Origin of the sequence: Pantoea sp. Sc1 (assembly GCF_000255315.1) — a bacterium.
In the GTDB taxonomy this organism is placed as follows: domain Bacteria; phylum Pseudomonadota; class Gammaproteobacteria; order Enterobacterales; family Enterobacteriaceae; genus Pantoea; species Pantoea anthophila.
The window spans coordinates 3,535,559-3,554,595 of sequence record NZ_AJFP01000001.1; the positions used below are offsets into that span (position 1 = coordinate 3,535,559).

Consider the following 19,037-nt stretch of genomic DNA (forward strand, 5'->3'; position numbering starts at 1 on the left):
CTGATGAAACACTCTATTTTTCGTCATCCCGATCCGCTGCCGCTGGGCAGCAACAGCGGCTATGTGATGACCGTCCTTGGCCCGCTGCCGGTGAGTGAGATGGGCGTGACGCTGATGCACGAGCACATTCTGCTGGATGCCTCCGGCAAGTGGGTTCCGCCCTGCTGCTGTGGCGAGCGTCACCTGGCGGAAATGCCGGTCAGCATCGAAAACCTGGGCGAGCTGTCGCTTAATCCGCTGATCAGCCGCGATAACTGTCAGCTGTTTGATGTGGATCTGGCGATTGAAGAGCTGATGAAGTTCCGGGCACTGGGCGGCGAGACGGTGGTGGATCCCACCAATATCGGCATTGGCCGTGACCCGAAAGCGCTGCAGCGCATCGCGCGCCTGACCGGGCTGAACATCATCATGAGCACCGGGCTGTATCTGGAGCCCTCACATCCCGACTGGGTCAAAACGATCAGCATTGACGCGCTCGCTGACAGGCTGATTTACGACCTGGGCGGCAGAGAGGAGAAACCCGAGGTGCTGGCTGGCCTGATCGGCGAAATCGGTGTGTCCAGCCGCTTTACCCCTGACGAGGAGAAATCCCTGCGGGCGGCGGGCCGCGCCAGTGCCGCGACACGTGTTCCGGTTGAGGTGCATCTGCCCGGCTGGGAGCGCTTAGGTCATCGGGTGCTGGATATCCTGGAAGAAGAAGGCGCTGACCTGCGTCATGTGGTGCTGTGCCACATGAACCCCAGCTTTGCCGATAAGCGCTACCAGCGCGATCTGGCACAGCGCGGCGCCTTTCTGGAATATGACATGATCGGCATGAGCTATTACTACGCCGATGAGACCGCGCAGTCACCGTCCGATGAGGAGAATGCCCGCGCCATTCGCGAGCTGATCGATGACGGCTTCATCGAACAGATTTTGCTGTCGCAGGACGTGTTCCTGAAAACCATGCTGACCCGCTACGGCGGTCACGGCTATGGCTACATCCTTAAACATTTTGTCCCGCGCCTGAAACGCCACGGCGTCAGCGGCGAACAACTTGAAACCTTACTGATTGCTAACCCACAGCGCGTTTTTGGTGGGTAAGGGAGAACCTGAATGCAGAAGAAAATTTTACTGGTCGGCGAGTCCTGGACCAGCACGTCTGTTCACGTCAAAGGCTTCGATCAGTTTGCCACCGCCACCTGGCATAATGGCGCGACCGACTTTATGGCGGCGCTGGCCGACAGCGATTATGCCATCACCTACATGCCCGCCCATGCTGCCGCCACCGAATTTCCTTTAACCCCGGACGGGCTTCAGCAGTGGGATGCGATCATTCTGTCCGACATCGGCGCCAATACGTTGCTGCTGCACCCGGATACCTGGCTGAAGAGCCAGCGCACGGCAAATCGCCTGACGCTGATCCACGACTATGTGGCGGCGGGCGGCGCGCTGATGATGATTGGCGGTTACTTCAGTTTTCAGGGTATCAATGGCGGCGCGCGCTATCGCAACACGGCGGTCGAGAAAGTCCTGCCGGTGCGCTGCCTGGCCTGGGATGACCGCATCGAAACGCCCGAAGGCGTTTATCCCTGCATGATCGAATCTCACGCGCTGTTCGCCAGTATGCCAGACGACTGGCCATGGCTACTGGGCTATAACGAAGTGGAGATGCACCCGGAAGGAAAGCTGCTGGCGACTATCGCCGGCACGTCACATCCGCTGCTGGCGGTGCGCGAGTATCAGCAGGGTCGCTCACTGGTCTGGACCAGCGATATGTCTGCGCACTGGCTGCCGCAGGAGTTTGCTCAGTGGCCGGGTTACCGCCAGCTGTGGATCAACTGCCTGGACTGGTTAACGGTGCGCGGATGATGAGCCAGAGCCAGACGCTGGCGCAGCAGCTGTTGCGCTTTGACACCATTAATCCTCCGGGCAACGAAGCGGCCTGCATGCACTTTCTGGCAGAGTGGCTGGCGGAACGGGGCTTTGAGGTCACCCTGTCCCCCTTCGGTGAAAATCGCCTTAACCTGATTGCCCGCCTTCCTGGCCGTCAGCCCGGCCCGCAGCTGGCGTTTACCGGCCATCTGGATACGGTCCCGCTCGGCAATGCTGACTGGCAGTTCGATCCGTTTGGTGAAATCGTGGATGACCGGCTTTACGGTCGCGGTTCGAGTGACATGAAGGCGGCTGTCGCGGCTTTTGCTGTGGCCTGCGTGACGCATCAGCAGGCGATTCAGCAGGGTTCCGGCGTCGTGCTGATGATCACCGGCGGGGAGGAGACGGGCTGTGACGGCGCGCGGGCGCTGATTGCTGCCGCTGACCTGCCCGATGTCGGCGCATTGATTGTCGGCGAGCCCACCGCCAACTATCCGGTTATCGGCCACAAAGGCGCACTCTGGCTACGCTGTGAAACGCGCGGGAAAACGGCCCATGGCGCGATGCCGGAACTGGGCATTAATGCCATTTATCTGGCGGCGGAGGCTCTGGGCAGGATCCAGCACTTCTCGCCTGGCGCGCCACATCCGCTGATGAAGCAGCCGACCGTTAACGTCGGACGCATTTCAGGCGGCCTGAACATTAACTCTGTGCCCGATCGCACCCAATTTGATGTGGATATCCGCAGCGCACCCAATCTGCAGCACGCCACCATTCGACAGCAACTGACAACCTTACTGGGAGAGAGCGTAACGGTGACGACGCTGGTGGATCTGCCGGCCGTACTGAGCGAAGAGAATCAGGCCTGGATTCATTCTGTCTATCAGCATTGTCAGGCGTTACATGACGCTCCGCTGACGCCGCGCATTGTGCCCTATTTTACTGATGCGTCACTGTTGTTGCCCGCACTGGGTACGCCGCCCTGCATTATCCTTGGTCCCGGCGAGCCATCCATGGCTCACCAGACCGATGAATATTGCCTGCTGAGCCGGTTAGCGGAAGCGGAGCTGTTGTATGGTGCGTTGATTAACGACTGGATGAAATCATAGAGGGGTGCCTCAGACGGCCGGGCGAATAAAGGGGCGCACGGCGCCAGCCATAAAAAAGGCCGCCCTGAGAGGCGGCCTTTTTTCATTCACGGTGCTTAGCGCCGCTTAATCAGCATAAACATACTGATCGCAAAGAACGCGAAGCTTGGCAGGATCGCCCCCAGCACCGGCGGCAGTCCGTAAACCAGACTCAGCGGGCCGAAAATCTGATCCAGCACGTAGAACAGAAAGCCGAAGCTGATACCGGTCACGACCCGTACCCCCATCGACACGCTGCGCAGCGGACCGAAAATAAACGACAGCGCCATCAGCATCATCACCGCCACCGACAGCGGCTGGAAAATCTTGCTCCACATATTCAGCCGGTAACGTCCTGACTCCTGGCCGCTCTGCTTCAGATACTTACTGTAGTTATACAGACCGCGAATCGATAACGCATCCGGGTCGAGCGCCACCACGCCCAGCTTGTCGGGCGTCAGATTGGTTTTCCACTCGCCGCTCAGACTCTGTGAGCCGGTAATCTGCTTCGGATCGGTCAGGTTAGACTCATCGACCTGCGACAGTATCCAGCGCTTTTTGTCTTTATCCCAGGTCGCCGTCGCCGCATAACGCACGCTCTGTAAACGGCGCTGATCGGTAAAGTTATAGATGCTGACACCGTCAATCTCATTGTCGCCTTTAATGCGCTCAATAAAGATGAAGTTGTTGCCATCCTTTGCCCACAGACCATTCTGCGTCGACACCAGTGCGCCGCCGTAAAGCTGCTGCGCCCGGTAGTTACGCGCCATCTGCTCGCCTGACGGCGCCACAAATTCCCCGATCGCCATGGTCAGCAGCACCAGCGGAATCGCCGTTTTCATCACCGACAGCGCCACCTGCATGCGGGTAAAGCCCGCCGCCTGCATCACCACCAGCTCACTGCGCTGCGCCAGCGCGCCCAGTCCCAGCAGAGCACCCAGCAGGGCCGCCATCGGGAAGAAAATCTCAATATCTTTGGGCACGCTCAGCAGGGTGTAATAGCCGGCGCTCAGCGCGCTGTAGCTCCCCTGCCCGGTCTTACGCAGCTGATCGACGAACTTGATGATGCCGGAAAGCGACACCAGCATGAACAGCGTCAGCATTATCGTATTGAAAATCGTTTTACCGATATAACGGTCAAGAACGCGAAACATCAGACTGACCCTCCGCGTGTAAAGCGGGCGCGAACCCGACGCATCGGCACCGTATCCCACAGGTTAAGCACTATCGCCAGCAGCAGATAGCCGATATTCACCACCCACATCCACACACCCGGATCGAGGCGGCCTTTTGCTCCGCTCGACTTCAGCGAGCTCTGCAGCAGGAAGAAGATCAGATAGAGCAGCATCGCGGGCAGCATCGACAGCACGCGTCCCTGACGGGGGTTCACCACGCTGAGCGGCACCACCATCAGCGCCATCACCAGCACTGCGAACACCAGCGTCAGACGCCAGTGCAGCTCGGCCTTAAACTCAGGCGTGTTGTTGCTGAACAGGCCGGTAAAGCTCGACTGCTCTGCATCATTCGGATCGAGCGTCGCCGCCTTATAGCCCACAATCGCCTGATAGTTGGTGAAGTCGGTAATGCGGAAGTCACGCAGCAGGGCCGTGCCCTCAAAGCGGGTGCCCTTATCCAGCGTTACCACCTGCGAACCATCTTTACGCTGCTCCATGTGGCCGCTGTCGGCCAGCACCACAGACGGACGCGCATTGCCTTTAGGCCGCAGCTGCGCCAGGAAAACGTTGCCAAACTGGTTGCCCTTTACATCCTCGACAAACAGCACGGCGCTGCCGTCGCTGGAGGTCTGGAACTGGCCAGCGGCCATCGCCGCGGCTCCCGGGTTCGCTTTGGCATTCTGCGTTACCTCATCCTGATAGCGGGATGACCAGGGGCCGAGCCAGATAACGTTCACCGCCGCCACCAGCGAGGTAAACAGCATCAATACCATCGCCGCTTTAACCAGCACGGCCTTACTCAGGCCGCAGGCGTGCATCACGGTAATTTCACTTTCCGTGTAAAGCCGTCCCAGCGTCATCAGGATCGCCAGAAACAGACTTAAGGGCAGTATAAGTTGTGCCATTTCAGGCACGCCGAGTCCTAACAGTGTCAGAACCAGGTTTGTCGGCACTTCGCCATCCACCGCGGCTCCCAGGATCCTGACTAACTTCTGGCAAAAGAAGATGAGTAGCAGGATAAACAGGATAGCCAGCTGGCTTTTGAGCGTTTCCCGAACCAGATATCTAATGATGATCACGCTTAGTACGCCTGTGAAAACTTGTCTTTTTGCAGGAAAATCGCTAGTTTCAACGCTTATCAGCCATTTTTCTTCATCAATGGCCGTCGTCGTAGCTAAAATTGTATGAAAAACGCGTCCGGGTGGTGAAAAAACAACATCTTGTCACCCTGATTCATTATGACCTCCAGCGGCAGAATGTCATGCTGCGACAATGAATAAATGGGTCATGAGCGCGCTACATTCTAGCGGCAGCAGCGGCCGTTGTCTTTAAGATTCAGGAGAGTGCATGGAGTTCAGTGTAAAAAGCGGAAGCCCGGAAAAACAACGCAGTGCCTGCATTGTCGTTGGCGTTTTCGAACCGCGTCGTCTGTCACCGATTGCCGAACAGCTGGATAAAATCAGTGACGGTTACATCAGTGCCCTGCTGCGCCGCGGCGAGCTGGAAGGAAAAGTGGGCCAGACACTGCTGCTGCATCATGTGCCAAATATCCTGTCTGAGCGTATTCTGCTGATTGGCTGCGGGAAAGAGCGTGAACTGGACGAACGCCAGTACAAGCAGGTCATTCAGAAAACCATTAATACGCTGAACGACACCGGCTCCATGGAAGCGGTCTGCTTCCTGACCGAGCTGCATGTCAAAGGCCGTAATACCTACTGGAAAGTGCGTCAGGCGGTGGAAACCTCAAAAGAGGCGCTCTACAACTTTGATCAGCTGAAGAGCAACAAAGCCGAGCCACGTCGCCCGCTGCGCAAGCTGGTGTTCAACGTGCCGACCCGTCGCGAGCTGACCAGCGGCGAGCGGGCGATCCAGCACGGGCTGGCGGTTGCCGCCGGTATGAAAGCGGCGAAAGATCTTGGCAACATGCCGCCTAACATCTGTAACGCCGCCTATCTGGCGTCACAGGCGCGCCAGCTGGCCGATGCCTTCAGCAAAAATGTGACCACCCGCGTGATCGGCGAACAGCAGATGAAAGAGCTGGGCATGAACGCCTATCTCGCCGTCGGTGCCGGATCGCAGAATGAGTCGCTGATGTCGGTCATTGAATACAAAGGCAATCCGGACGCTGAAGCGCGCCCGATTGTGCTGGTGGGTAAAGGGCTGACCTTTGACTCCGGCGGCATCTCCATCAAGCCTGCCGACAGCATGGATGAGATGAAGTATGACATGTGCGGCGCCGCCGCGGTCTATGGCGTCATGCGTATGGTGGCCGAGCTGAACCTGCCGCTGAACGTGGTCGGCGTGCTGGCGGGCTGTGAAAACATGCCGGATGGCCGTTCGATGCGTCCGGGTGACGTGCTGACCACCATGTCAGGCCAGACGGTCGAAGTGCTGAACACCGACGCTGAAGGCCGTCTGGTACTCTGTGATGCACTGACTTACGTCGAGCGTTTCGACCCGGAAGTGGTGATCGACGTCGCGACGCTGACCGGTGCCTGCGTGATTGCGCTGGGCCATCACATCAGCGGCCTGCTATCGAACCACAATCCGCTGGCGCATGAGCTGATCAGCGCGTCCGAGCAGTCCGGCGATCGCGCCTGGCGTCTGCCGATGGCGGATGAGTTCCAGGAGCAGCTGGAGTCCAACTTTGCCGATATGGGCAACATTGGCGGTCGTCCGGGCGGCGCGATCACCGCCGCCTGCTTCCTGGCGCGTTTCGCCCGCAAATATAACTGGGCGCACCTGGATATCGCCGGAACCGCCTGGCGCTCCGGCAAGGCCAAAGGCGCCACCGGTCGTCCGGTGCCGATGCTGTCACAGTTTCTGTTGAATCGGGCAGGATTGAACGGCGACGATTAAGCGCCCTCTTTTCTGACAGCAAGGGCGGATCTGATTCCGCCCTTGATCTTCTGATGAGCAAACCGATGAAAAACGCAACCTTCTACGTGCTGGAAACCGATGCCACCCAGGATGGCCTGAGCGCTGTTGAAGCGCTGGTGTGCAATCTGGCGGAAACACGCTGGCGGGCCGGAAAGCGGGTGCTGATTGCCTGCGAAGATGAACAGCAAGCCATTCGTCTCGACGAAGCGCTGTGGCAACGACCGGCCAATGCCTTCGTGCCGCACAACCTGGCGGGTGAAGGCCCGCGCTACGGTGCGCCGGTTGAGCTGGCCTGGCCACAGCGTCGCGGTAGTTCACCGCGCGACCTGCTGATTAGCCTGCTGCCCCACTTCGCAGATTTTGCTACTGCTTTCCATGAAGTGATAGACTTCGTTCCTTACGAAGACGCTCTCAAACAACTCGCGCGCGACCGCTACAAAGCGTATCGCAGCGTGGGTTTCCAATTGAATACGGCAGCGCCACCACAGCCGCAAACGACATAGCAGAAATGGAAAAGACATATAACCCGCAAGATATCGAGCAGCCGCTTTACGAGCACTGGGAAAAGCAGGGCTACTTCAAACCCAATGGCGACACCAGCCAGGAAAGCTTTTGCATCATGATCCCGCCGCCGAACGTCACCGGTAGCTTGCACATGGGTCACGCCTTCCAGCAAACCATCATGGACACCATGATCCGTTACCAGCGCATGCAGGGCAAAAACACCCTGTGGCAGGCGGGCACGGACCACGCGGGCATCGCCACGCAGATGGTGGTTGAGCGCAAGATTGCGGCTGAAGAGGGCAAAACGCGCCAGGATTATGGCCGCGATGCGTTCATCGAAAAAATCTGGGAGTGGAAAGCGGAATCCGGCGGCACCATTACCCGCCAGATGCGTCGCCTCGGTAACTCTGTTGACTGGGAGCGCGAGCGCTTCACGATGGACGAGGGCCTCTCCAACGCCGTTAAAGAGGTATTTGTTCGCCTCTACAAAGAGAACCTGATCTACCGTGGCAAACGCCTGGTGAACTGGGACCCGAAACTGCGCACCGCGATCTCCGATCTGGAAGTGGAAAATCGCGAGAGCAAAGGCTCGATGTGGCATATCCGTTATCCGCTGGCGGATGGCGCTAAAACCGCTGACGGCAAAGATTATCTGGTCGTCGCCACCACCCGTCCGGAAACCCTGCTGGGCGACACCGGCGTGGCCGTGAACCCGGAAGATCCGCGCTATAAAGATCTGATCGGCAAATTCGTGATGCTGCCGCTGGTTGGCCGCCTGATCCCGATCGTCGGCGACGAACACGCGGACATGGAAAAAGGCACCGGCTGCGTCAAAATCACCCCGGCTCATGACTTCAACGACTACGAAGTCGGCCGCCGTCATCGCTTACCGATGATCAACATCCTGACCTTTGACGGCGATATCCGCGACCGCGCTCAGGTGTATGACACCAACGGCGAAGCCAGTGATGTCTGCTCCGACGACATCCCGGCCGCCTTCCAGGGCATGGAACGCTTTGCCGCGCGTAAAGCAATTGTCGCCGCGGTGGATGAACTGGGCCTGCTGGATGAGATCAAACCCCACGACCTGACCGTTCCTTACGGTGACCGTGGCGGCGTGGTGATTGAACCGATGCTGACCGACCAGTGGTATGTGCGTACCGCCCCGCTGGCGAAAGTGGCGGTTGAAGCCGTTGAGAACGGTGATATCCAGTTCGTGCCGAAGCAGTACGAAAACATGTACTTCTCCTGGATGCGCGATATTCAGGACTGGTGTATTTCCCGTCAGCTGTGGTGGGGTCACCGCATTCCGGCGTGGTATGACAACGACGGCAACGTCTACGTCGGCCGCACCGAAGACGAAGTGCGCGCGGAAAACAACCTGGCCGCCGATGTGGCGCTGCGTCAGGATGATGACGTGCTGGACACCTGGTTCTCCTCAGGCCTGTGGACCTTCTCTACCCTGGGCTGGCCGGAGAACACTGAAGCGCTGCGCACCTTCCATCCGACCAGCGTGCTGGTCAGCGGCTTCGACATTATCTTCTTCTGGATTGCCCGCATGATCATGCTGACCATGCACTTCATCAAAGATGAAAATGGCAAACCGCAGGTGCCGTTTAAAACCGTCTACATGACCGGTCTGATCCGTGATGAAGAGGGTCAGAAGATGTCAAAATCCAAGGGCAACGTGATTGACCCGCTGGATATGGTTGATGGCATCTCGCTGGAAGCGCTGCTGGAAAAACGTACCGGCAACATGATGCAGCCGCAGCTGGCCGAGAAGATCCGCAAACGTACCGAGAAGCAGTTCCCGAACGGCATCGAGCCATCAGGCACCGATGCGCTGCGCTTTACGCTGGCGGCACTGGCCTCAACCGGTCGCGACATCAACTGGGACATGAAGCGCCTGGAAGGGTATCGCAACTTCTGTAACAAGCTCTGGAACGCCAGCCGCTTTGTGCTGATGAACACCGAAGAGCAGGATTGCGGACAGAATGGCGGCGAGATGACGCTGTCGCTGGCGGATCGCTGGATCCTGACCGAGTTCAATCACACGGTGAAAGCCTACCGTGAAGCGCTGGATACCTATCGCTTCGATATCGCGGCGAACATCCTGTATGACTTCACCTGGAACCAGTTCTGTGACTGGTATCTGGAGCTGACCAAGCCGGTCATGAACAGTGGCAGTGAAGCGGAGCTGCGTGGCACCCGTCACACGCTGGTTCACGTACTGGAAGCGCTGCTGCGCCTGGCGCACCCGATCATTCCGTTTATCACGGAAACCATCTGGCAGCGCGTGAAAGGCCTGAAAAACATCAGCGATGACACCATCATGCTGCAGCCGTTCCCGCAGTTTGATGCCGCGAAGGAAGATGCGGAAGCGAAAGCCGATATCGAGTGGATGAAGCAGGCGATCGTTGCCGTGCGTAATATCCGTGCGGAGATGAACATTCCGCCGAGCAAGCCGCTGGATGTGCTGCTGCGTGACTGTTCACTGGCTGCCCAGCGCCGCGTTGAAGAGAACCGTAATTTCCTGTCACGCCTGGCGCGTCTGGAAAGCCTGACCATTCTGCCGGCAGGCGAGAAAGGTCCGGTCTCGGTCACTAAAATTGTGGAAGGCGCAGAGCTGCTGATCCCGATGGCGGATCTGGTCGACAAAACCGCTGAGCTGGAGCGTCTGGCGAAAGAGCTGGTTAAGCTGGATGTGGAAATCGAGAAGATCGAGACCAAGCTGGCGAACGAAGGCTTTGTTTCACGCGCGCCGGAAGCCGTGGTGGCGAAAGAGCGCGAGCGCGTGGCAGATCTGCAACAATCAAAAGCAAAACTGATTGAACAGCAGGCGGTCATTGCGGCACTCTGATTAACAGTTTGCTCTGAAAAAACCCCGCGCAAGAGTGCGGGGTTTTTTATGGGTGAATGAGCCAGAAATAGGGTTATCCCGATTCAGGCTAAAATATAGCGCCAGTTTCCCTGCGCCATCTGCACTGCCTGTTTGCGAATTAACGTCATGGCAGCAATATTCAGATCAGTAAATTCAGAGTATTGATATCGGCAAAAGGCGTTACGTGTTAGTTAAATATGAAAGAAAAAGATCGGGGTCAATCTGTCAATAACCCGCCGCTATCGGTTTTATTCAGGCTGCATCGTATTATTCAGATGCGTGACAGCCGCATTTAAAACCGTCATACATCTCTCTTTCCAGTACCCTCCGGAGTTTAATTTACTGAGCGCAGCCGTGCTTTTCGCAACATAAAGCAATACTTCATCCCGCGCTGGCTCAATAAATGGCACACCACAAATGGCATTAACATTTTCTTCAGTGAGAAACATCAATACCTTTGCAGGGTTTGCAGGCAGGGCATAGGCCATAGCGATGTTTAAACCTTCCTGAAAAGAGGTTTGCCCTAAGAAAGGCGAACGAGTAAGAAACCGGGTAGAGTCCTATCCAGTAAGCGCGTCCTTCTGAAAGATAGGCCGTTATCTGTTCATAATCTTTTTCAGAAAGTTGAGTGCTATTGTTACTGCCCGATGCCGTCAGGACTTTGTCTGCTAAAATTTTCTCTGAGGATTTAATCTCCGCTGACGAGCACATCAAAGAGAATAGAGCAATTGCCACAACAAATGGCCATTTCATTTCACAGCTTCCTTTTTTTCAGAATATTATTTTTATCGCTTTTTGAAGCGTTTAACTTACCGAAGCAAAGCCAGATAGCGTTGATTTGCATCAACGAATAAAGACAGTTCTCAATACAAAGACAGCCTTATTTTCAGAAATGCGAGAAGAAAGCACTTTTATTCATAAGGCGGGTAATCATTAAAAGTAAAAAGAATTCCTGCATCGTAATCAGAAATGTAAATGGCATTAAAAGCGTCTGAGGATTATCAGTAATATTGCTTTTAGATGACGATAATGTTACTTCTGGTAAATGTCTAACCGATTCGCATAACCCAACCCCAACATGATTCCTGACTCTCAACACCTCCAGGTGCGGCCGATTACTGCCGCCGATAATCCGCATATCGCTCATGTCATCCGCGTTGTTTCGGCGGAATTTGGCCTGACGGCTGACAAGGGCTATACCGTCTCCGATCCCCAGCTCGACCAGCTGTTTGAGCTCTACAGTGCCGATCAGAGCGCCTACTGGATTGTTGAGTATCAGGGCAAGGTGGTGGGCGGCGGAGGCATGGCGCCTCTCGCCTGCAGTGCGCCAGACATCTGCGAACTGCAGAAAATGTACTTCCTGCCCGTGGTGCGCGGCCAGGGCCTGGCGCGCGAGCTGGCACTGCGGGCGATGGATCATGCACGCAGCCACGGCTTCCGTCGCTGCTACCTTGAAACCACCGCCAGCCTGACCCGCGCCATCAGACTCTATGAGTCGCTGGGCTTTGCGCACATCGAGGGCGCGATGGGCTGCACCGGCCATGTGGATTGCGAAGTGCGCATGCTGAAGACCTTATAAGCCGCGCTCCACGTAACGCATATCGTTGATGGACTCGATTTTGAACTGCCCGTTATCGGTGTAGCGCAGCAGCGTCACGCTGGCATTCTTAAGCTGCTCGCGTAACGAAGTATCGCCCAGCGCCTGCAGCAGCGTGGTGATAGCCATACCGTGACTGACCACCAGCACATTGCCTCCGCCCTGCTGCTGCGCCTGCTTCGCGATGGTCTTGATACTCTCCATCATACGCTTAGCTACCTGCTGATAGGTTTCGGCCTGGCCGGAGGATTTAATCCCTGGCAGCGATGGCGTGCCTGCGGCTTCCGCCTCATGAATCGCATCGATCATCCTGTCCATCTGAATTTTACCGGCGCTGAATGCCTCCAGCAGCGCCGTGTCGGAGGGATAACCCGCCTGAAGAGCGGCAGCGGTAATCAGATTTTTATCCAGATCGCCTTCATAAAGGCCAAATCCCACCTCGCGCAGCCCTTTCATCTCTTTCAGTACAGGCGGATTTTTCCAGTTCTTCATCACCAGCTGCGCGGTTTCCCTCGCCCGACCCGAATCGCTGGACCAGGCCGCGACGAAGGGCAACGGCTGTAAACCCCGTCCCAGTTGCTCTGCAACCGCGGCGCCGGAAGCGGTCAGCGGCGTATCGGCCCATCCCTGGGCGCGATGCACCGTGTTAAACATGGTCTTGCCATGCCGGGTCACATAGAGCATCACATCCGCGGCCCAGGCGGAGCCGGCAGTGCTGACGGAGATGAGGGCAATTAACATCAGGGTTTTCAGTTTCGTTTTCATTTTACTCTCCGGGTTAAAAAAGATTGAATTTATATTGAATGACCACTTCGGCGGATAAACTGCGGGAGCGCTGAACTTTTCCCTGACTATTCAGGCGCGGAGTCTCTTTACTGTTTTTATATGACCAGCCATAACCGGTCAGCGTAAACAGCGTCAGATGTTTAAAGGAGGGATGCTGATTACTGAACTGATTAATTAATGAAACCTCGCCAGTTCGTACAAGATTATTACGATAATGGAACTGACCATAATTAAGCTGTATTCCACTGCTGATCCCTTTTGCAATTTCATACTGACTCAGAGAGACCAGCGCCAGCTCTCTGTCACGCATATAATCTTTGCCCGCGGAGGTCAGTGAAGTGAAACGTCCCCGGGTATTTTTAGTCAGGGGTCGGGCATAATATCCCACCGCCTGCTTTTTAGGGGCGGAGGTCCAGCCAGCAGCCAGCCTCTGCGTCCAGGCGCCCTGCTTCCAGATGGCCTCCCCGACATAGTGCCATGCCTGGTGATCAAAGGTTCTTTTGCTGGCGGGCATACTTTTATACTTTTCCAGCGCCTGGCTGCCATAGATCTGCGAAGCCAGTGACCAGTGTGGCGAGAGGGAATAGCCTGCCTCAATGACATGACGGCGCTGATAGCGTTCGGCCTCACCAAACGCATAGGCCAGCGCGTGACCGCTATCTTTGTAGCTCAGCGCCGCGGTGTAAATGGCGTCGATTTTTTGCCGGGCCTGGGTTTGCAGCGCCAGCGTTTTACCCGAGTCGTGCCGTATGGCTTTGTTAACCATGGCAAGATCCAGCCGGGCATTCTGCCACGTCACTGCACCGCTGTAGCCGGCATAGCTGTTGCGCGACAGGCGATCCGTGGTCGTCAGCACACCGATATTTTTCAGTTCCTGCCAGCCCGCCTTCCCCTCGAACCGCAGCGCGCGGTTGCCAAGCTTCAGCTTAAGATAGCGCTGACTGAACTTGCTGAAGCCGTGCGCATCCCGCTTTTCCATGTTCCCGCCGCTGTCATAGAGCAGACCGCGCGTGGAGAAGTAGTCGCTGGCGCCCAGGCGTACGGCGCGGGTATAGGTCGCATCAAACCCGAGCAGGTCCCACTGATAACCGGAACGAAAATCGAACGTCGCGGCCTGGCCCCAGGCGTTGTGAACCGCTGTGGGCTGCGCTTCGTTCTCCTTGAGATACTTCCAGTGGTTGCGCAGTCTGAGATCGAGCGCAGCGTCACGCCATAATCCGGAGGAGGTCTGAATGCCAGACGCATTAACATTTCCCCAGCAAAGGGTCAAAAATAGCGAAACAAATAACAGAGAATAACGTTTTCCTTTCATTATGAAGTCCTTCACCTGGCGATATTAAAAATCCGTCACCCCATGACAATAAGGGTGACCTGGTGCCGTTAACCCATAAAAAAACCCGACCCACTGCCCTCTGTTAAAAAGGGCAGCGAGTCGGGTTTTGCTTAAAAAAATAACAATCCCGCACTGACTCCGGGACTATATTTATTTAAGGGCGGAAAGTCAGCGTAAAAAAGCCGTTATGTGATAGGTGGCACAAAATATCTTTGTCTGCCAGCGTGATTTAAAATAAAGCGTTACACAGCGCGTTATTTAAAACAGCGCCACGCAGGAAATATAAACGCGATCACCCAATCAGAAAAAGAGACACCCCGATCAGGGTGCCCTCAGGGATTCACCAGGCGGGTACGCCGCTGTGAAAACGCAGCTCCGTGTCCGGCTCGCTAATCAGCTTCGCCTCGACCCGGCCAATCGCCTGCACCCGTGGCGCGATATCTTTTGCCGCGATCTGCGCAGCCAGCGTCAGGTAATCCTGATAGTGGCGCGCCTCGGAGCGGAGAAGCGACAGATAGAACTTCGCCAGCTCATCATCCAGCCAGGGAGCCAGACTGGCAAAACGTTCGCAGGATCGCGCCTCAATGTAAGCGCCGCAAATCAGCTTATCCACCAGCGTTTCCGGCTCATGGGTGATCACCTCACGCAGCAGAGATTTTGCATAGCGGCTGGAGGTGATCTTCTGATAGACCAGTCCGCGTGACTGCATAATCTCCCACACCTGATAGAAGTGATGCAGCTCCTCTTTAATCAGCAGCACCATCTTTTCCACCAGCTCATCGGCCCAGGGCAGCGCATTGCGCACGATGATGCGTTTGGTCAGATTTTTATGGGCATTGATAAAGTCGCTGTCGCCATCTTCGCGGAAGATGAAGTCTTCATAGGGTTTCAGCCAGGCGAGAATCGCCTCGCCGCTCGGCTTGTCGGCCACATACTTACGGATTAACCATACCGCGGTCTGCGCGGCTTTCAGTTCGCACACCAGATGGTCGGTCAGCAGCAGGGTCAGGTTTTCCGGCTTGCGCGCCTCATCAATCCAGGCTTGCGGCGTGCGGCAGTGCAGAAACTGACAGATCGGTTCGAGTAGCGGTGCGTAATTCATGATGTCAGAACAGAACAGGAGAAGGTAAGAGGCGGAGAGGGCTCCGCCCGGGCGACTTAGTGGCGAACACCATCATCATCTTCATCGTCGATAGCGTCGTCATCTTCCTCTTCGGCATCGGGATCTTCGAAATAGGTGCCCCAGCCGTCATAATCGACGTTGTATTTACCGACCAGGTTAACCAGCTGCTCAACCTGCACATCGATCAGTTCCGCTTTCAGCGCCGATTCGCTGAGGATATCAACGCACATGACGGTCGTGCCATCTTCCAGCTCCAGCTCTTCCGGCTCGGTCACTTCATAACCCAGCTTAAAGGCGTCAACGGCCGCTTTTTCCAGCGAATCAAAATTATTGCATGAGAGATGGTGCTCGATGGTATAGAGCGCATCGGGATCGCTGCCATCCTCCAGCAGTTCTTCGATAATCTGCCGCGTCTCTTCACGCTGCTCTTCCAGCAATGCTTCATATGCCATAACGATGTTCCTCTCTGAGTTCGGCAATAAACCGCTATTTTCCCACACTGCCTGTCGCGCCACTACACAAAACGACAAGTTTATTGGCACCCGCTCTTGAAAATGCATATTCATACGGTTAGATTGAATTTTAATTCACTTTAATGATTACCGGAGTGTTGTATGAGTCAGCTGTATCAGCGCCATTTCCTCAGGCTTCTGGATTTTACCCCCGCCGAAATGGATCACCTGCTTACCCTTTCCGCTGAATTAAAGCAGGCGAAAAAAAGCGCCAGCGAAGTGCAGTACCTGAAAGGCAAAAACATCGCGCTCATCTTCGAAAAAGACTCGACCCGTACCCGATGCTCTTTCGAAGTTGCCGCTTACGATCAGGGTGCTAACGTCACTTATCTCGGCCCGAGTGGCAGCCAGATCGGCCATAAAGAGTCGATGCGCGACACGGCGCGGGTGCTGGGCCGGATGTACGATGGCATCCAGTATCGCGGTTACGGTCAGGCGCTGGTTGAAACGCTGGCGGAACATGCCGGTGTGCCGGTCTGGAACGGCCTGACAGACGAATTTCACCCGACCCAGCTGCTGGCCGACCTGCTGACCATGCAGGAGCACCTGCCGGGCAAAAAACTCAGCGACATGACGCTGGTCTATGTCGGTGACGCACGCAACAACATGGGTAACACCATGCTGGAAGCGGCGGCGCTGACCGGACTGGATCTGCGCCTGGTGGCCCCGGAAAGCTGCTGGCCCGAGGCGCAACTGGTGGCTGAGTGCCGTGAGGTCGCCCGTCAGACCGGCGGTACCATCACCCTCACCGACAACATATCCGACGGCGTCAAAGGCGCAGACTTCATCTACACCGATGTCTGGGTGTCGATGGGCGAAGCCAAAGAGGTCTGGGCAGAGCGTATTGCCCTGCTGCGTGACTATCAGGTTAACCGGGCGATGCTCGATCTGACCGGCAACCCGCAGGTGAAATTCCTGCACTGCCTGCCCGCTTTCCATGACGATCAGACCACGCTGGGTCAGCAGATGGCGGAACAGTACGATCTGCCTAACGGCATGGAGGTGAGCAACGAGGTGTTTGAGTCGGCGCACAGCATTGTCTTCGACCAGGCCGAGAACCGGATGCACACCATCAAAGCAGTGATGGTGGCCACGCTGGGCCAGCGCTGATCGTCCGGCGGCAGGCGGGCTGACGCCACAGGTTGTCGCCCGCCTGCCGCCCCGGCCCTCTACGCAGCGCAAACGTTTTCCCTTGCTGCGCCACCGCGAACGGGTATAATGCGCCCCAATTTGCCGGAGGAAATATGCGACAGCACAGCGGACAATTTGACGCGCCATCACGCCTGACCGCAGGCGGTGCTGCTGTTTCTTTCGGTCATCGACCCGATCATAAAAAAGCCCCTTAAGCAGGGGCTTTTTTTGTCCGCAATCCGGCCGCGCAGAGGAGAGAGTTATGGCTAACCCGCTATACCGCAAGCACATCATTTCAATTAACGACCTCAGTCGTGAAGAGCTGGAGCTGGCGCTGCACACCGCCGCTCAGCTTAAAGCCCATCCGCAGCCGGAACTGCTGAAGCACAAGGTGATTGCCAGCTGCTTCTTTGAGGCCTCGACCCGCACCCGCCTGTCGTTTGAAACCGCGATTCACCGTCTGGGGGCGTCAGCGGTGGGCTTTGCCGACGGCAGCAACACGTCACTGGGCAAAAAAGGCGAAACCCTGGCCGACACCATTTCCGTCATCGGCACCTATGTGGATGCGATTGTGATGCGTCATCCGCAGGAGGGCGCGGCGCGGCTGGCGACGGAGTTTTCCGGCGGCATTCCGATTCTGAACGCCGGTGACGGGGCCAATCAGCATCCGACCCAGACCCTGCTCGATCTCTTCACCATCCAGGAGACCCAGAGCCGCCTGAATAACCTGAACGTGGCGATGGTGGGGGATCTGAAATATGGCCGCACCGTGCACTCCCTGACCCAGGCGCTGGCGAAGTTTGATGGCAACCGCTTCTTCTTTATCGCGCCCGATGCGCTGGCGATGCCCGCCTATATCACCGACATGCTGGACGAGAAGAGTATCCCCTGGTCACGTCACGACAGCTTTGAAGAGGTCATGCCGCAGCTCGATATTCTTTACATGACGCGGGTGCAGAAAGAGCGGCTCGATCCGTCTGAATATGCCAACGTCAAAGCGCAGTTCATCCTCCGCGCCGCCGATCTCGCCACGGCGCGTGACAATATGAAAGTGCTGCACCCGCTGCCGCGCATCGACGAAATCACCACCGATGTCGACAGCACCCCTTACGCCTGGTATTTCCAGCAGGCGGGTAACGGCATCTATGCACGCCAGGCTCTGCTGGCACTGGTTTTAAACAGCGAACTCGCCCTGTAAGGAGATCTCATCATGACGCAGGACAACAAATTGCAGGTCGAAGCGATCAAACGCGGCACGGTCATCGACCACATTCCGGCACAGATCGGCTTTAAGCTGCTCTCTCTGTTCCGGCTGACCGAAACCGACCAGCGCATCACCATCGGCCTGAATCTGCCGTCGGGCGAGATGGGCCGCAAAGATCTGATCAAGATTGAAAACACCTTTCTCACCGACGATCAGATCAATCAGCTGGCGGTCTATGCGCCCGATGCCACGGTTAACCGCATCGACGACTATGAGGTGGTGGCCAAGATCGCCCCGACGCTGCCGGATCGCATCGAGCGGGTGCTGACCTGTCCCAACAGCAACTGCATCAGCCGCAGCGAGCCGGTCTTCTCCAGTTTTGCCGTGAAGCAGCGCGCCGACGATGTGCATCTCAAATGCAAATATTGCGAAAAAGAGTTCGCCCGCCACGTGGTGCTGGGTCACTGGTAATCGCCCTGCCCGACCTTATAATGGGCAACACCGGCGGCACCGCCGCCTGACGACATAATTAAAGGAGCCATGATGTCCCGTGAAATCAGTACTGAGAAAGCCCCTGCCGCGATCGGTCCCTATGTTCAGGGTGTTGATCTGGGCAGCATGATCATCACCTCAGGTCAGATCCCGGTCGATCCGGTGACTGGCCAGGTGGCGGATGAGATTGCCGCACAGGCGCGTCAGTCGCTGGAGAATGTGAAGGCGATTGTGGAAGCGGCGGGCCTGAAAGTGGGCGATATCGTGAAGACCACGGTGTTCGTGAAGGACCTGAATGATTTTGCCACGGTCAACGCCACCTATGAGGCGTTTTTCACCGAGCATGACGCACACTTCCCGGCGCGTTCCTGTGTCGAAGTGGCGCGTCTGCCAAAAGATGTGAAGATTGAAATCGAAGCGATCGCGGTCCGTCGCTGA

Annotated in this window: 18 protein-coding genes; 11 read left to right on the forward strand and 7 right to left on the reverse strand. The window is 56.6% G+C overall.

All coding sequences use genetic code 11. The annotated features are described in order from the left end of the window. Window positions 1-3 precede the first annotated feature (3 nt). Genes S7A_RS16430 through S7A_RS16440 form a run of 3 tightly spaced genes read left to right on the forward strand, consistent with a single transcriptional unit; the run spans window position 4 to window position 2,963 of the window. The gene (locus tag S7A_RS16430; protein WP_009092350.1) at window positions 4-1,083 is read left to right on the forward strand and encodes a phosphotriesterase; all 1,080 of its coding nucleotides are present in this window, start codon (window positions 4-6) and stop codon (window positions 1,081-1,083) included. Between the two features lie 12 nt (window positions 1,084-1,095). After that, window positions 1,096-1,851 (forward strand): glutamine amidotransferase, encoded by a 756-nt coding sequence (locus tag S7A_RS16435; RefSeq protein WP_009092351.1) that lies wholly within the window; start codon window positions 1,096-1,098, stop codon window positions 1,849-1,851. Beyond that, window positions 1,851-2,963, forward strand: coding sequence for a M20 family metallopeptidase (locus S7A_RS16440; protein ID WP_009092352.1), 1,113 nt, complete (start codon window positions 1,851-1,853; stop codon window positions 2,961-2,963). Before S7A_RS16435 ends, S7A_RS16440 begins: the two co-directional genes overlap by 1 nt. 95 nt (window positions 2,964-3,058) lie before the next feature. Here S7A_RS16440 and lptG read toward each other — a convergent pair whose 3' ends face one another. Together lptG and lptF are read right to left on the reverse strand one after the other, a co-directional pair. Then, the gene (gene lptG / locus S7A_RS16445; RefSeq protein ID WP_009092354.1) at window positions 3,059-4,135 is read right to left on the reverse strand and encodes an LPS export ABC transporter permease LptG; all 1,077 of its coding nucleotides are present in this window, start codon (window positions 4,133-4,135) and stop codon (window positions 3,059-3,061) included. Then, the gene (lptF, locus tag S7A_RS16450; RefSeq protein WP_009092355.1) at window positions 4,135-5,235 is read right to left on the reverse strand and encodes an LPS export ABC transporter permease LptF; all 1,101 of its coding nucleotides are present in this window, start codon (window positions 5,233-5,235) and stop codon (window positions 4,135-4,137) included. Before lptF ends, lptG begins: the two co-directional genes overlap by 1 nt. 268 nt (window positions 5,236-5,503) lie before the next feature. Here lptF and pepA point away from each other — a divergent pair, with 268 nt between their 5' ends. The 3 genes from pepA (at window position 5,504) to S7A_RS16465 (ending at window position 10,400) form a co-directional block, all read left to right on the forward strand. Further along, window positions 5,504-7,015, forward strand: coding sequence for a leucyl aminopeptidase (gene pepA / locus S7A_RS16455; RefSeq protein ID WP_009092357.1), 1,512 nt, complete (start codon window positions 5,504-5,506; stop codon window positions 7,013-7,015). Window positions 7,016-7,080: 65 nt separating this feature from the next. Continuing rightward, a complete protein-coding gene (locus S7A_RS16460) occupies window positions 7,081-7,539 on the forward strand; it encodes a DNA polymerase III subunit chi (RefSeq protein ID WP_009092358.1) in 459 nt (152 codons plus the stop codon). A 5-nt stretch (window positions 7,540-7,544) separates the two neighbouring features. Beyond that, window positions 7,545-10,400: a valine--tRNA ligase gene (locus S7A_RS16465; protein ID WP_009092359.1), complete on the forward strand. Its 2,856-nt coding sequence runs from the start codon at window positions 7,545-7,547 to the stop codon at window positions 10,398-10,400. A gap of 269 nt (window positions 10,401-10,669) precedes the next feature. Here the strand turns inward: S7A_RS16465 and S7A_RS16470 are convergent, their stop codons facing one another. Then, the gene (locus S7A_RS16470) at window positions 10,670-10,909 is read right to left on the reverse strand and encodes a hypothetical protein (protein WP_009092360.1); all 240 of its coding nucleotides are present in this window, start codon (window positions 10,907-10,909) and stop codon (window positions 10,670-10,672) included. Between the two features lie 590 nt (window positions 10,910-11,499). Between S7A_RS16470 and S7A_RS16475 the strand changes: the two genes are divergently transcribed. Continuing rightward, the gene (locus S7A_RS16475) at window positions 11,500-12,000 is read left to right on the forward strand and encodes a GNAT family N-acetyltransferase (protein WP_009092361.1); all 501 of its coding nucleotides are present in this window, start codon (window positions 11,500-11,502) and stop codon (window positions 11,998-12,000) included. Here the strand turns inward: S7A_RS16475 and S7A_RS16480 are convergent. The 4 genes from S7A_RS16480 to rraB form a co-directional block, all read right to left on the reverse strand. Further along, window positions 11,995-12,783 carry a histidine phosphatase family protein gene (locus tag S7A_RS16480; RefSeq protein WP_009092362.1) on the reverse strand — a complete coding sequence of 263 codons (789 nt, stop codon included), beginning with the start codon at window positions 12,781-12,783 and terminating at the stop codon, window positions 11,995-11,997. The two genes, S7A_RS16475 and S7A_RS16480, sit on opposite strands and share 6 nt — an antisense overlap. 13 nt (window positions 12,784-12,796) lie before the next feature. Then, window positions 12,797-14,116, reverse strand: coding sequence for a hypothetical protein (locus S7A_RS16485; protein WP_009092363.1), 1,320 nt, complete (start codon window positions 14,114-14,116; stop codon window positions 12,797-12,799). Between the two features lie 361 nt (window positions 14,117-14,477). After that, window positions 14,478-15,239: a tRNA-(ms[2]io[6]A)-hydroxylase gene (locus S7A_RS16490; RefSeq protein ID WP_009092364.1), complete on the reverse strand. Its 762-nt coding sequence runs from the start codon at window positions 15,237-15,239 to the stop codon at window positions 14,478-14,480. 56 nt (window positions 15,240-15,295) lie between these two features. Next, a complete protein-coding gene (gene rraB, locus S7A_RS16495; protein ID WP_009092365.1) occupies window positions 15,296-15,712 on the reverse strand; it encodes a ribonuclease E inhibitor RraB in 417 nt (138 codons plus the stop codon). 162 nt (window positions 15,713-15,874) lie between these two features. Between rraB and argF the strand changes: the two genes are divergently transcribed. The 4 genes from argF (at window position 15,875) to ridA (ending at window position 19,037) form a co-directional block, all read left to right on the forward strand. Continuing rightward, a complete protein-coding gene (argF, locus tag S7A_RS16500; protein ID WP_009092366.1) occupies window positions 15,875-16,882 on the forward strand; it encodes an ornithine carbamoyltransferase in 1,008 nt (335 codons plus the stop codon). Between the two features lie 283 nt (window positions 16,883-17,165). Next, window positions 17,166-18,101, forward strand: a complete 936-nt coding sequence (pyrB, locus tag S7A_RS16505) for an aspartate carbamoyltransferase (RefSeq protein ID WP_009092369.1) — start codon at window positions 17,166-17,168, stop codon at window positions 18,099-18,101. 12 nt (window positions 18,102-18,113) lie between these two features. Then, complete coding sequence (pyrI, locus tag S7A_RS16510) at window positions 18,114-18,578, forward strand: aspartate carbamoyltransferase regulatory subunit (RefSeq protein WP_009092371.1); 465 nt, start codon at window positions 18,114-18,116, stop codon at window positions 18,576-18,578. Window positions 18,579-18,650: 72 nt separating this feature from the next. Next, window positions 18,651-19,037 (forward strand): 2-iminobutanoate/2-iminopropanoate deaminase, encoded by a 387-nt coding sequence (gene ridA, locus S7A_RS16515; RefSeq protein ID WP_009092373.1) that lies wholly within the window; start codon window positions 18,651-18,653, stop codon window positions 19,035-19,037.